The sequence below is a fragment of the Mesorhizobium sp. B2-2-4 genome (assembly GCF_006442375.1).
Lineage (GTDB): Bacteria > Pseudomonadota > Alphaproteobacteria > Rhizobiales > Rhizobiaceae > Mesorhizobium.
This window is the reverse complement of the sequence record NZ_VFWB01000007.1, coordinates 354,163-366,479: the sequence shown is the minus strand read 5'-3', so window position 1 is coordinate 366,479 and position 12,317 is coordinate 354,163. Positions and strand designations below refer to the sequence as shown.

The following is a 12,317-nucleotide window of genomic DNA, read 5'->3' as shown; positions in this document are numbered from 1 at the left end:
GCAGCCAGACCGGAAAACAGGCAAAGGAACGGAACGATGAAAAAGGCACTGCTGCTGGGCACCACGGGAGTTGCGATAGCCCTTGCCATGCTGGCGTTCGGTTTCGTGGCCGGCAGCCCGCAAATCGCGGAAGCCGGTGCGGCGCAACCGCTTCAGACGGCAGCGGACGATACCAAGATCGACCGCACCGAGGTCGAAGGCATCATCCGCGATTATCTCCTGAAGAATCCGGAAGTGCTGCTGGAAGTCCAGGATGCGCTCGAGGCCAAGCAGAAGGAAGAGCAGCGCATTGCCCATCTCGGCGTCATCAAGGGCGCCAAGGAGCAGATCTTCAACTCCTCCTTCGACGGCGTGGTCGGGAACCCGAACGGCAAGGTCACGATCGTCGAGTTCTACGACTACAATTGCGGCTTCTGCAAACGCGCCATCGAAGACATGCAGGCGCTGACCAAGGCCGATCCGGACCTGCGTTTCGTGCTCAAGGAGTTCCCGATCCTCGGCCCGGATTCGCAGAAGGCCAGCGTCGTTTCGATGGCCTTCCACCTGATGATGCCGCAGAAGTACGGCGAGTTCCACAATGCGCTGCTCGGCGGCCAGGGTCGCGCCACCGAGGCGGCGGCGATCAAGGTCGCGCTTTCGCTCGGCGCCGATGAAGCGACGCTGCGTGAAAAGATGAAGGACCCGTCCATCACCGAAGCCTTCTCCAAGACCTATGATCTCGCCAACAAGCTGGCGATCACCGGAACGCCGTCCTATGTCGTCGGCAACGAGGTCGTGTTCGGGGCGCTCGGACAGGAAGTCCTGGCGGAGAAGATCGAGGCGGCGAAAGCCGCGCTTTGATCGGCCGCGGGTTTTCTTCACGGGCGCATTTCCGCCTGTTGTGGACAGTGAAAGAACGCACTTGCGCTCTTTCCGCGGGCGTCTATGCCCATTATAGAGGGCCCAGCGCCGGTTTGACGCCGGTGCCGGAAAAGGTCGGCATTTTTTGAAAACGGTTTTCGTCCTGAACGGTCCCAATCTCAACGCGCTCGGCAAGCGCGAGCCAGGCATCTATGGCGGCAAGACGCTTGCCGCCATCGCGGAGGACTGCAGAGAGGCGGGCGCGGCGCTCGGGCTCGAAATCGATTTCCGCCAGTCGAACCACGAGGGCGACCTCGTCGACTGGATCCAGGAAGCCGGCGACAAGGCCGTCGGCATCGTCATCAATCCCGGCGCCTATAGCCACACCTCGATCGCGATTCACGACGCCATCCGTTCCGTGGCGCCGCTGCCGGTCGCCGAGGTCCATCTTTCCAATATCCATGCGCGGGAACCATTCCGCCACGTCTCCATGGTCGCGCCGGTCGCTGTCGGCATGATCTGTGGCTTTGGGCCGCTCGGCTACACGCTGGCGCTGCAGGCGCTGGCCGCACGCCTATGACCGGCCAACAAACAGAAGGCTCGAAAATGTCGATAAAGAAGACCGGTGTTGACCAGCAGCTGATCCGCGACCTCGCGGGCATACTGAACGACACCAATCTCACGGAGATCGAAGTCGAGCTGGGTGACCTGAAGGTGCGCGTATCGCGGCAGGCGCCGGCGGTTCACGCGATAGCCGCGCCGCAGCCGGCCTTTGCGCCGGCGCCGGCGGCCCAATCTGCCACCGCAGCCGTTCCGGCCGCGGCCGACGTGTCGAAAAACGCCGTGGCCTCCCCCATGGTCGGCACTGCCTATCTAGCGCCCTCGCCGGATGCCAAGCCGTTCATCGAGATCGGCCAGAACGTCAAGGAAGGGCAGACGCTGCTGATCATCGAAGCGATGAAGACGATGAACCAGATCCCCTCGCCGCGCGCCGGCACGGTGACGGCGATCCTGTTCGAGGACGCACAGCCGGTCGAATACGGCATGCCGCTCGTCGTGATCGAGTAGAGCGGCCCTAATGTTCCAGAAGATTCTCATCGCCAATCGCGGCGAAATCGCGCTTCGGGTGCTGCGTGCCTGCAAGGAGCTTGGCATCCAGACGGTGGTGGTGCACTCGACCGCCGACGCCGACGCCATGCATGTTCGGCTCGCCGACGAGAGCGTATGCATCGGGCCACCGCCATCGCGCGACAGCTACCTCAATATCCACCAGATCGTCGCCGCCTGCGAGATCACCGGCGCCGACGCCGTGCATCCCGGCTACGGTTTCCTGTCGGAGAACGCCAAGTTTTCCGACATATTGGCCGCGCATAACATTACCTTTATCGGTCCGACCGGCGACCATATCCGCATCATGGGCGACAAGATCGAAGCCAAGCGCACCGCCAAGCGACTCGGCATTCCGGTGGTTCCCGGCTCCGATGGTGCGGTGACCGAGGAAAAGGAGGCCAAGCGCATCGCCGCAGAGATCGGCTATCCCGTGATCATCAAGGCGTCGGCCGGCGGCGGCGGACGCGGCATGAAAGTGGCGCATACCGAGGCCGACCTCGAAGTCGCCTTGCAGACGGCCCGCTCGGAAGCGGGCGCGGCCTTCGGCGATGACGCCGTCTATATTGAAAAGTACCTGCAAAAACCGCGTCATATCGAGGTTCAGGTGTTCGGCGACGGCTTTGGCCGGGGCGTGCATTTCGGCGAGCGCGACTGCTCCTTGCAGCGCCGCCACCAGAAAGTCTGGGAAGAGGCCAACTCACCCGCCCTCAACGCCGAGGAACGCTCGCGCATCGGCGATATCTGCGCCAACGCCATCGCCGACCTCGGCTATTCCGGCGCCGGCACGATCGAGTTCCTCTACGAGAATGGCGAGTTCTATTTCATCGAGATGAACACGCGCCTGCAGGTCGAGCATCCGGTGACGGAGGCTATCACTGGCATCGATCTGGTGCATGAGCAAATCCGTGTCGCCTCGGGCGGCGGTCTTTCGGTCAAGCAGGAAGACATCCGCTTCCAGGGCCATGCCATCGAGTGCCGCATCAATGCAGAGGATCCGCGCACCTTCACGCCCTCGCCCGGCACGATCACCCATTTCCACACGCCAGGCGGCCTTGGCATCCGTGTCGATTCCGGCGTCTATTCAGGGTACAAGATCCCGCCTTACTACGACAGCCTGATCGGCAAGCTGATCGTGCACGGGCGCAACCGCGTCGAATGCATGATGCGGCTGCGCCGGGCGCTGGACGAATTCGTCGTCGACGGAATCAAGACGACGTTGCCGCTGTTTCGCGACCTCGTCGGCAACGCCGACATCGCCAATGGCGACTATGACATCCACTGGCTGGAAAAATATCTGGCCAAAGGCGAATAGCCCCGGACTTGCCGCTATAATGAAGCGATGACTCGCCCCTACGCGCCAGGCTATCGTATCCCGACCGACCTTCTGCTCAAGGCCTACGCCTCGGGCGTCTTCCCGATGGCCGAAAGCGCCGCCGATCCGGAAGTGTTCTGGGTGCGGCCGGAGACGCGCGGCATCATTCCGCTCGACCGCTTCCACACGCCGAAAAGTCTGAAGAAGGCGCTTCGGCGAAACCTCTTCGACATCCGTTTCGACTTCGATTTCGAGGCGACGATCGATGGCTGCGCCGAAAGGCGCGAGGAGCGCCGTTCCACCTGGATCAACGCGCCGATCCGGGAGGCCTATGTGCAGTTGCATCGCATCGGCCATTGCCATTCTGTCGAGGCCTGGCGCGAGGAGCGGCTGGTCGGCGGCCTCTACGGTGTCTCCCTGGGGAGGGTGTTCTTCGGCGAAAGCATGTTTTCCCGGGAAACGGATGCTTCGAAGATCTGCCTTGTGCATCTCGTCGAACGCCTGCAGGCGCGCGGTTTCGCACTGCTCGACACGCAGTTCACCACCGAACACCTCAAGCGCTTCGGCGCAATCGACGTGCCGCGCGGCAAATACGAGAAGATGCTGGCCGACGCGCTGAAGGGTGAAGCGGTGTTTTTCCCCTGATGATCCAGCCCGTCAGCGGACCTTCGTTTCCAGCGGAGCCTGCGAATGGAACATCATCTTCCAGCCGTTGACGCGATGGACATAGCCGGTGCTGACCAGCGCCGCGTAGGCTTCGCCATTGCCCTTCACGGCATGCGCCTCATAGGCCAGGATGACGATGTCGCTGCCTGGTTCGACCACGCCCTTGAGATCGATCTCGAGATCACGCCATCGCTTGGGATCGGCGGCGGTTTCGGCGAGATCGGCATTGCTCATGGTCTGGGCCATCTGCGGAAATGCCACGAGGCACTCGGTGTCGGCATTGGCCGCGAAAAATGCCGAATCGCCTGTCCAGAAGCCCTTTTCGAGCTCAAGCAGTTCCTTGATGCTGGCGGTGATCCGCTTTCTGGCAGACATCGGAAAATCCTCCCGGCGCGCATCGTGTGGCCGTCAGGGCCCAACGCGTTGCCCTCAGGGCGGTTCCGAAGGATCAGTTGGTGCTGGTCGTAGGCGGTTCCGTGGCTTCCGGTTCGGCCGCAGCCGGAGCGGCCGTGGCATTCGGCTGGGCCGTATCGGGCTTGGCCGCATCGGTCTTGGCCGAATCGGGCGCTGGCACATCCGACTTCTGCTTGCAGGCCTTCAGCCAGACGTCATAGACGGCATGCTCGACGGCATTGAGACCAGGGCTTTCGGCAAACATCCAGCCAGTGAAGATGCGGCGGATCTTGCGGTCGAGCGTGATCTCGTCGACTTCGACAAAAGAATCGGTCTTCGGCTCCTCGTTCTGCGGCCGGGAGTAGCAGACGCGCGGCGTCACCTGCAAAGCACCGAACTGCACCGTCTCGTCGATATAGACGTCGAAGGTGATGATGCGGCCGGTGATCTTGTCGATGCCGGCGAATTCGGCGACCGGGTTGGTGATTCGGTCCGATCCCGGCGCCGGCGCGGGTGCGGCCGGCGTTGGCGAAGCGGCAAGTGCCGCGGTGCTAACGGTGAGCCCGGCGGCTACTATCAGTGCGCCCATCGATGTCAGGCTGGAAATGCTCATGCAGGGATACCGGTGGTTAGCGCCCGGGTGATTCTCTATCACAAAGGCTAGTCGCCGTTTTCTGATCAGCAAGCAGCTAAACACCAATTGTGGCGATAAAGGATCGACGCCCGCTTATGATCCGGGCGTCCAGGCGTCGTAGTCGCCGGTGACCTGCGGGCGGTGCTGGTTGGTCAGCACCGAGCCCTTCGGACGATAGGCTGAGGGCGAGCCGGTCAGGTTCGGTTGATGCGGTTTCTGCCAGTCGCGCGGCTTGTAATCGTCGCTCGGCGGCGCGACGTCGACGCGGTGATGAATCCAGCCGTGCCAGCCGGGCGGGATAGAAGAAGCCTCGGAATAATCGCGATAGATGACCCAGCGGCGCGTGCGTCCTTCGGAATCGACACCGCCTTCGTAGTAGACGTTGCCCACCTCGTCCTGCCCGACCTTCCTGCCGTGCCGCCAAGTGTGCAGGCGCGTGCCAAGCGTCTGGCCGTTCCACCAGGTGAAAAACTGCGTAAGGAAAGTCTTCATCTTCAAACCCTCGCGCCGATGGCGTCCGTTTCCTGCTTATGGCGTCAGCCCTTCGTGAAGGCAAGGGGCTTGCCGCCAAGAGGGCGCAAATGGCGCGCCGGTAAGGCGACACAAGCCTGTGATGCATTGCCGGCGCCGTATGGTGCTTGCCAAGCACCCTCAGCCTTTCTAAAGCTCTGCGCGCGCCCCGTGCGGGTATCCGGCCGACCGTTGGCCGAGGGAGGTGACGATTGGCCAGGAAATCGCCGACCGCCGACATTCGCATCGGCGCCGATGCCATTCGCCGCCGAAAGCGTGACGTGCCGATCGTCTGTCTCACCGCCTATACCTACCCCATCGCCCGCCTGCTCGACGAGCATGTCGATCTGCTCCTCGTCGGCGACAGCGTCGCAATGGTCCTGCATGGCCACAAAACGACGCTGGGCGCCTCGCTGGAGATGATGATCGCGCATGGGCAAGCGGTGATGCGCGGCTCGGCCAGGGCTTGCGTCGTCGTCGACATGCCGGCCGGCAGCTATGAGGATTCGGCGGCCCAAGCGGTTGCCTCGGCGCGGCGTATCGTTGGCGAAACCGGCTGCCAGGCTGTGAAACTCGAGGGCGGCGTCGGTATGGCCCGGCAGATCACCGCAGTCGTCGATGCCGGCATCGCGGTCATGGGCCATATCGGCCTGCTGCCGCAATCCGTCGAGAAGGATGGCGGCTACAGGATCAAGGGCCGGACCGACGAGAATGCGGCAGCGCTGTTTGCCGATGCGCGCGCCGTCGAAGAAGCCGGCGCCTTTTCGATGGTCATCGAGGGCACGGTCGAAGCGGTCGCGGCCGAAATCACCCGCCGCATCGCCATTCCGACTATCGGCATCGGCGCGAGTGGCGTTTGCGACGGCCAGATCCTGGTCATAGACGACATGGTCGGGCTCACCGTCGACCGCGTGCCGAAATTCGTCAAGGAGTACGCCGATTTGCGCAGCGTGGTCTCGCAGGCGGCCGCACGTTACGCCAGCGAGGTACGAGACCGGACATTCCCCGGTTCCGAAAATGTGTTTTCGGCCACCTTGGGCAAGGACAACCGATGAGCCGGCCCCTCGTCGTCGACACGGTCGCCGGCCTTCGCGCGCGGATCCGCGACTGGCGGCGCGACGGCCTTCGCGTCGCCATGGTGCCGACAATGGGCGCCTTGCACGAAGGGCACCTATCGCTGGTCAGGATCGCGCTTGAAAGAGCCGAGCGCTGCATCGTCTCGATCTTTGTCAACCCGACGCAGTTCGCGCCGAGCGAGGATCTCGACAAATATCCACGTCAGCTCGCCCGCGATCTCGACCAGCTGGCTTTGGCCGGAGCCGATCTTGCCTACACGCCTGGGGTTGGTGAGATGTATCCTGCCGGCTTTGCCACCAAAATCTCGGTCGGCGGTCCCTCCGCCGGGCTCGAATCGGATTTTCGACCGACTTTTTTCGAAGGCGTCGCCACCGTCGTGGCGAAGCTGCTCCTGCAGGCGTCGCCCGACGTCGCGGTCTTTGGCGAAAAGGATTATCAGCAATTGTGCGTCGTCAGGCAGCTCTGCCGCGACCTCGACCTGCCCGTCGAAATCATCGGCGCGCCGACGATCCGCGACGCGCATGGCCTCGCCATGTCATCGCGTAACGCCTATCTCGGTGAGGCCGAACTCCAGATCGCCCGCCGGCTCAACGTGATCCTCCGCAAGGCAGCCGCGGCGCTGGCGGCCGGCGCCGACCAGAACGGCGCGACAGGCGAAGCCAGCCGCGCCCTACTCGCGGCCGGCTTCCACAAGATCGATTATGTCGAAGCTCGCGAGAGCCGGACGCTGACGCCGTGGCGCCGCGGGCACGAGGGCCGCCTGCTCGCCGCCGCCTGGCTGGGCAAGACCAGGCTGATCGACAATGTGGACGTCTCCACCAGTTAGGCTGCGGCTCGATCGCTGAATTCGACCGCCGGATTGCGCACCCGAAAGGTCCGCCGCTATGCGGCAAGCGGCCTTTCATAGACGAGCGCCGGTATAGCGGATTGGGCCGAACCGCAATTGTCGGTGCGGCCGGTCTGGACGAAGCCGTTCGCCTGGTAGAAGGCAATTGCGCGCGTGTTCTTCTCTTCCACTTCCAGCCGGATGGCGCGGGCCTCAGGGAAGCTTTCGATGATCTCGTCGAGAAGCATGCCGCCGATGCCCCGGCCCTGCAGGCCGGGCTGCACGTAAAGCTGCTTCAGCATGACCACGCCGCCGCCATCGAGCGCTTCGGCAAATGCCATGCCGCCAATGCGCTGGCCATCGTCGGCGACGAGGAACTCGCTGTTTGGCTTCGCCAGCCGCGCCTTGAGCGAGGCGATCGAATGCCACGCATCGGTGATCTCTGTCACCCGTTCGGCGCCATAGATGGCGTCGTAAGTCGCATGCCAAGTCTCGACCAGCAGCGCCCGGATGGCGGCGAGGTCGCGATCCCCGGCGGTGCGCACGAACATAGCCTACTCGATGCCCAGCTTGGCCTTGACCAGGTCATTGACGGCCTGTGGGTTGGCCTTGCCGCCGGTCGCCTTCATCACCTGGCCGACGAACCAGCCGGCCATGGTCGGCTTGGCGCGCGCCTGCTCGACCTTGTCCGGGTTGGCCGCGATCACCTCGTCCACCGCTTTTTCGATAGCGCCGGTGTCGGTAACCTGTTTCATGCCGCGGCTCTCGACCAGTTGGTGCGGGTCGCCGCCCTCGTTCCAGACGATCTCGAACAGGTCCTTGGCAATCTTGCCGGAGATGGTGCCGTCCTTGATCAGATCGATGATGGCACCGAGCTGATCCGGCGAAACCGGAGCATTTTCAATGTCCTTTCCAGCTTTGTTCAATTGCCCAAGCAGGTCGTTGATAACCCAGTTGGCGGCGAGCTTGCCGTCGCGGCCGGCGGCCACCTTCTCGAAATAGTCGGCGATCGGCTTTTCCGACACCAGGATCGAGGCATCGTAAGTCGAGAGGCCGAGCGAGGAGATCAATCGCGCCTTCTTGTCGTCGGGCAGTTCCGGCAGTTCCTTGGCCAGCGCTTCGACATAGGCCTGGTCGAATTCCAGCGGCAACAGGTCGGGATCTGGAAAATAGCGGTAGTCGTGCGCCTCTTCCTTGGTGCGCATCGAACGGGTTTCGCCCTTGACGGCGTCGAACAGCCGCGTTTCCTGGTCAATCGTGCCGCCATCCTCGATGATAGCGATCTGCCGGCGCGCCTCGAAATCGATCGCCTGGCCTATGAAGCGGATCGAATTGACGTTCTTGATCTCGCAGCGCGTGCCGAATTCGCCGCCCGGCCGGCGCACCGAAACATTGACGTCCGCGCGCATGGAGCCTTCGTCCATGTTGCCGTCGCAGGTGCCGAGATAGCGCACGATGGTGCGCAGTTTGGTGACATAGGCCTTGGCTTCGTCGGCCGAACGCATGTCCGGTTTCGACACGATTTCCATCAGCGCCACGCCGGAGCGGTTGAGATCGACATAGGACATGGTCGGATGCTGGTCGTGCATCGACTTGCCGGCATCCTGCTCCAGATGCAGGCGCTCGATGCCGACCTCGATGTCCTCGAACTCGCCCTGGCGGTCGGGCCCTACGGAGACGATCACCGTGCCCTCGCCGACGATCGGCTGCTTGAACTGCGAAATCTGGTAGCCCTGCGGCAGGTCCGGGTAGAAGTAGTTCTTCCGGTCGAAGACGGACTTGTGGTTGATCTGCGCCTTTAGCCCGAGGCCGGTCCGGATCGCCTGCTTGACGCATTCCTCGTTGATGACGGGCAGCATGCCGGGCATTGCGGCATCGACCAGGCTGACATTGGCGTTGGGGGCGGCACCGAACGACGTCGAAGCGCCGGAAAACAGTTTTGCTTCCGATGTCACCTGCGCATGGACCTCGAGCCCGATGATGATTTCCCAGTCGCCGGTGGCGCCGGGGATCAGGCGTTTCGCGTCGGGCGTGCGGGTATCGATGATGCTCATGGTGGCCTGCGTAGTAGAACGATGGAAACGTGCGTTTTGCACATCCTGATTTGCAACTTCGCTAGTGCAAACCGCCTCCCGAGACAAGCGTAAAGCCGCCCGCTGGCCTTTTCCGCCGCTTTCGCCTATAGGCCATCCATCCCAATGGAGAGTGGATGTCCACTTACGCTCAGTCCCGGTAAGGCCCTGACCTCATAGCGAGGCAGGGCAGAAAACCTGAAACCCCGCGCCGCGAAGCTTCGCGGCGGCGGCTTTTGTTGTTTTCCCGGATACTCTCCCATGGATATTTCGCGTATTGAACAACGCGTTCTGCACCTGCTCGCGCAGGGCGGACGCATTGAGATCGAAAAAAGTGAGAAGAAACGGATCGCCTCCGTCAAATGCCTGACCCGCGACGGCTGGCACTACCCCGACGTCGATCTCGACCTGTTTCGGAAGCTGAAGCGCAAGAAGGCGGTTTCGTCGTCGGGCGGCGGCCCCTACCGCATCACGCGGCGCGGGCTCCAACTCGTCCGCTCCGAACTCGACAACAGGTAACTATCGCCCCGCCGACCGTTTGCGCGGCCGGCGGTTGCTTGCCGCTCAGGCGGTAGCGATATAGGCGCGGATTTCCTCAGCCTCGCGCTCGACATCCTCGATGCGACGCTTGACCACGTCACCGATCGACACGATGCCGTCGAGCATGCCGTCCTTTTCCACCGGAAGATGGCGGAAGCGGCCCCGGGTCATGATCTCCATCACCTCGTTGACGGTGTGGTTCTCGTTGCAGATCTTCACTTTCGGCGTCATCGCGGAACGAACGGCTATGTCGAGCGCGGCAGCGCCTTCCCTGGCGACGACGCGCACGATGTCGCGCTCGGACAGGATGCCGACGATCTTGCGGTCTCCATTGGTGATGACCAACGCCCCGATCCTGTGTTCGGCAAGGATACGGATGGCTTCGCTCAGTTTTTCGTTCGGCCCGAGCGTCAACACGTCGTGGCCTTTTTGCTCGAGAATGGCCTTAACCGTCATGGCGTCCTCCTCTACTCTGCCAACCGGTTCCTGCCGTGACCGGCTTTCACGTAAGAGTGAACATCGTGCGCCGCGATCGGTTGCATTTCAAGTGCGGTGGTCGGTCGTCTCCCAGTCGAGCGGCTGCCAGCGCCTGTCGAACCAGCGCAAGCTGAAGAAGCCGGCGACAAAGCCGCCAATGTGAGCCTCCCAGGCGATCTGGCTGTCGACCCCGGGGGCGAAGCCGACAAGGCCGGTGACAAGGTTGATCACCATCCAAACGGCAAGGAAGATCATCACGCCACGCGAGCGCAGCACCATTGCGATCGGCAGCACGGGGCCGGCGAAAGCGGCTTTGCCCGCCGAACGATCCGTACGGAAGCCAAAGCGTGCCGCCGCTCCCATCATGCCCGATATCGCACCGGAAGCGCCGACCAGCGGCGCTTCGCCATATGGATGCATGGCCCAGAAAAGCGCCACTGAAGCCAGTCCCGTCGCGGCGAAGAACAACGCGAACCAGAAGGCTCCGAGCCGATTGGCCAGCGGCGAGCCAAAGGCAGCGAGCCAGACCATGTTGATGGCGATATGGGCAAATCCACCATGCATGAAGGCATAGGTGAAGGGCCGCGTGAACAGGAACCAGTCGAAGCCGTATTGGCCGGTGTAGAGGACAGGGATGAAGGCCCCATCGTAAAGCAGTGTCATTTGCTGAGCATCACTCAGCACGTATTGCTGCAACAGGTAGATGGCCACGCAAATGGCGATCACCGCCAGCACGATCGGCGGCAGGTTGAAGATCGGCTCGCGACGCGGCTCGGGCTCGCGATCCGCCTGTTCTATTTCCGGTGGGCTTACAGGTTCACTCATGCGCACTAGCACTCGGTCCAGGATTCGTCGTTGCGAGCATCTAGACCACTGCCCGCCGGACCACAAAGGGCGAATCGCCGAGCGCGAATCAAAAGTGCCGAATCAAAAGAAAGCCGTCCAAGGTTTCCCTTGAACGGCTGTCGAGTCCCCTGTTCCCCCGAACTCTTGACTGAAGTGCTGCCGATCGTCGCGAAACGACCGCTTCTGGAGTGGTTTTTGTGTGCCACGCGGCTCGACCGGGCGCAACGTAAACCACTTGTTAACCTTAACGGCCCCGACCCGTGAACAAGTGTTAACGACGCTGGCACGCTTCCTGCTCCGCAACGCATGTAGGTCATCGGAGGGCGCCCTTCTGTTCACCGATGGGACATCAGACGACAGAATGCGCGGAGCTGCTTAGCATGAACCAGAACGGATCGATCACGCTGTTCCAGTATTGGAACCGCTTGCGTGATGGACGCCCTGCCCCGAAGCGCTCGGAAGTGGAGCCGGCCGATATCAAGTCGCTGCTGGCCGACACCTTCATCCTGGAAAGGGACACGCGTGGGCAAGCGGTGTTCCGGCTGGCCGGCACAAGGCTCTGCGCCTCCTATGGCCGCGAACTCAAGGGGTTCTCCTTTCCCTCGCTATGGCGCGAGAAGGACCAGCGGCTGGTCTCGAAGCTGATCCATGGCGTGTTCGACCAGAAATCCGTCGTGCTGATCATGTTCGAGGGCTTCAGCCGCAACGGCCGTTCCAACAAGTTCGAACTGCTTGCCTTGCCGCTGGATGGCGGCGTCGAAAACCCGCGTTGCCTTGGCGTGATCAGCGCTGTGGAGAAGCCGTTCTGGCTGGGCGCCGACCCGCTCACGGACGCGTTGATCGATTCGATCCGTGTCATCGATCCCGAAAAAGAGTTGCTGGCGAGCCGGCCGGCGATCGACGTTCCCTCGCTTGTTCCCGCCGAACTGGAGGCGCCCGAAACCATCTCCGCGCTCGGCCGAGCGCGCCGCATCCGCCACCTCGTCGTCTTCGATGGCGGGCGCGAGGAATAGT

At 62.7% G+C, this 12,317-nt stretch carries 16 protein-coding genes; 9 read left to right on the top strand and 7 right to left on the bottom strand.

Annotation, left to right across the window (positions count from 1 at the left end):
- Positions 1–36: 36 nt before the first annotated feature.
- The 5 genes from FJ959_RS20460 to aat all read left to right on the top strand — a co-directional run bounded on the left by FJ959_RS20460 (position 37) and on the right by aat (position 3,907).
- Entirely contained in the window at positions 37–840 is an 804-nt protein-coding gene (locus FJ959_RS20460) for a DsbA family protein (protein WP_140522128.1), read from the top strand.
- Positions 841–985: 145 nt separating this feature from the next.
- Positions 986–1,420 (top strand): type II 3-dehydroquinate dehydratase, encoded by a 435-nt coding sequence (gene aroQ / locus FJ959_RS20455; protein ID WP_140522126.1) that lies wholly within the window; start codon positions 986–988, stop codon positions 1,418–1,420.
- A gap of 26 nt (positions 1,421–1,446) precedes the next feature.
- A complete protein-coding gene (gene accB, locus FJ959_RS20450) occupies positions 1,447–1,908 on the top strand; it encodes an acetyl-CoA carboxylase biotin carboxyl carrier protein (RefSeq protein WP_140561025.1) in 462 nt (153 codons plus the stop codon).
- A 10-nt stretch (positions 1,909–1,918) separates the two neighbouring features.
- Positions 1,919–3,262 carry an acetyl-CoA carboxylase biotin carboxylase subunit gene (gene accC / locus FJ959_RS20445; protein WP_140493663.1) on the top strand — a complete coding sequence of 448 codons (1,344 nt, stop codon included), beginning with the start codon at positions 1,919–1,921 and terminating at the stop codon, positions 3,260–3,262.
- A gap of 27 nt (positions 3,263–3,289) precedes the next feature.
- A complete protein-coding gene (gene aat, locus FJ959_RS20440; RefSeq protein ID WP_140517639.1) occupies positions 3,290–3,907 on the top strand; it encodes a leucyl/phenylalanyl-tRNA--protein transferase in 618 nt (205 codons plus the stop codon).
- A 12-nt stretch (positions 3,908–3,919) separates the two neighbouring features.
- Here aat and FJ959_RS20435 read toward each other — a convergent pair whose 3' ends face one another.
- From FJ959_RS20435 to FJ959_RS20425, 3 genes are all read right to left on the bottom strand, one after another.
- Positions 3,920–4,303, bottom strand: coding sequence for a hypothetical protein (locus FJ959_RS20435; RefSeq protein ID WP_140493667.1), 384 nt, complete (start codon positions 4,301–4,303; stop codon positions 3,920–3,922).
- A 73-nt stretch (positions 4,304–4,376) separates the two neighbouring features.
- Entirely contained in the window at positions 4,377–4,934 is a 558-nt protein-coding gene (locus FJ959_RS20430; RefSeq protein WP_181171934.1) for a DUF2155 domain-containing protein, read from the bottom strand.
- A 114-nt stretch (positions 4,935–5,048) separates the two neighbouring features.
- Complete coding sequence (locus FJ959_RS20425; protein ID WP_140493670.1) at positions 5,049–5,447, bottom strand: NADH:ubiquinone oxidoreductase subunit NDUFA12; 399 nt, start codon at positions 5,445–5,447, stop codon at positions 5,049–5,051.
- A gap of 230 nt (positions 5,448–5,677) precedes the next feature.
- On the opposite strand from FJ959_RS20425, the gene panB reads away from it, so the two are divergent.
- Together panB and panC are read left to right on the top strand one after the other, a co-directional pair.
- Entirely contained in the window at positions 5,678–6,520 is an 843-nt protein-coding gene (gene panB, locus FJ959_RS20420; protein WP_140631707.1) for a 3-methyl-2-oxobutanoate hydroxymethyltransferase, read from the top strand.
- On the top strand, positions 6,517–7,368 hold the full coding sequence (panC, locus tag FJ959_RS20415; protein ID WP_140517642.1) for a pantoate--beta-alanine ligase: 852 nt from the start codon (positions 6,517–6,519) through the stop codon (positions 7,366–7,368). The genes panB and panC overlap by 4 nt, the downstream gene beginning before the upstream one ends.
- Positions 7,369–7,424: 56 nt before the next feature.
- Here panC and FJ959_RS20410 read toward each other — a convergent pair whose 3' ends face one another.
- Both FJ959_RS20410 and gatB read right to left on the bottom strand, forming a co-directional pair.
- On the bottom strand, positions 7,425–7,919 hold the full coding sequence (locus FJ959_RS20410; protein ID WP_140561020.1) for a GNAT family N-acetyltransferase: 495 nt from the start codon (positions 7,917–7,919) through the stop codon (positions 7,425–7,427).
- Positions 7,920–7,922: 3 nt separating this feature from the next.
- The gene (gatB, locus tag FJ959_RS20405) at positions 7,923–9,422 is read right to left on the bottom strand and encodes an Asp-tRNA(Asn)/Glu-tRNA(Gln) amidotransferase subunit GatB (RefSeq protein ID WP_140631704.1); all 1,500 of its coding nucleotides are present in this window, start codon (positions 9,420–9,422) and stop codon (positions 7,923–7,925) included.
- Positions 9,423–9,701: 279 nt separating this feature from the next.
- On the opposite strand from gatB, the gene FJ959_RS20395 reads away from it, so the two are divergent.
- Positions 9,702–9,959, top strand: a complete 258-nt coding sequence (locus tag FJ959_RS20395) for a YjhX family toxin (RefSeq protein ID WP_140561018.1) — start codon at positions 9,702–9,704, stop codon at positions 9,957–9,959.
- A 45-nt stretch (positions 9,960–10,004) separates the two neighbouring features.
- Here the strand turns inward: FJ959_RS20395 and FJ959_RS20390 are convergent, their stop codons facing one another.
- Together FJ959_RS20390 and FJ959_RS20385 are read right to left on the bottom strand one after the other, a co-directional pair.
- Positions 10,005–10,436 carry a CBS domain-containing protein gene (locus tag FJ959_RS20390; protein ID WP_140493682.1) on the bottom strand — a complete coding sequence of 144 codons (432 nt, stop codon included), beginning with the start codon at positions 10,434–10,436 and terminating at the stop codon, positions 10,005–10,007.
- 87 nt (positions 10,437–10,523) lie between these two features.
- A complete protein-coding gene (locus FJ959_RS20385; RefSeq protein WP_140561017.1) occupies positions 10,524–11,282 on the bottom strand; it encodes a rhomboid family intramembrane serine protease in 759 nt (252 codons plus the stop codon).
- 401 nt (positions 11,283–11,683) lie between these two features.
- Here FJ959_RS20385 and FJ959_RS20380 point away from each other — a divergent pair, with 401 nt between their 5' ends.
- Positions 11,684–12,316: a PAS domain-containing protein gene (locus FJ959_RS20380; RefSeq protein ID WP_140493687.1), complete on the top strand. Its 633-nt coding sequence runs from the start codon at positions 11,684–11,686 to the stop codon at positions 12,314–12,316.
- Position 12,317 lies beyond the last annotated feature (1 nt).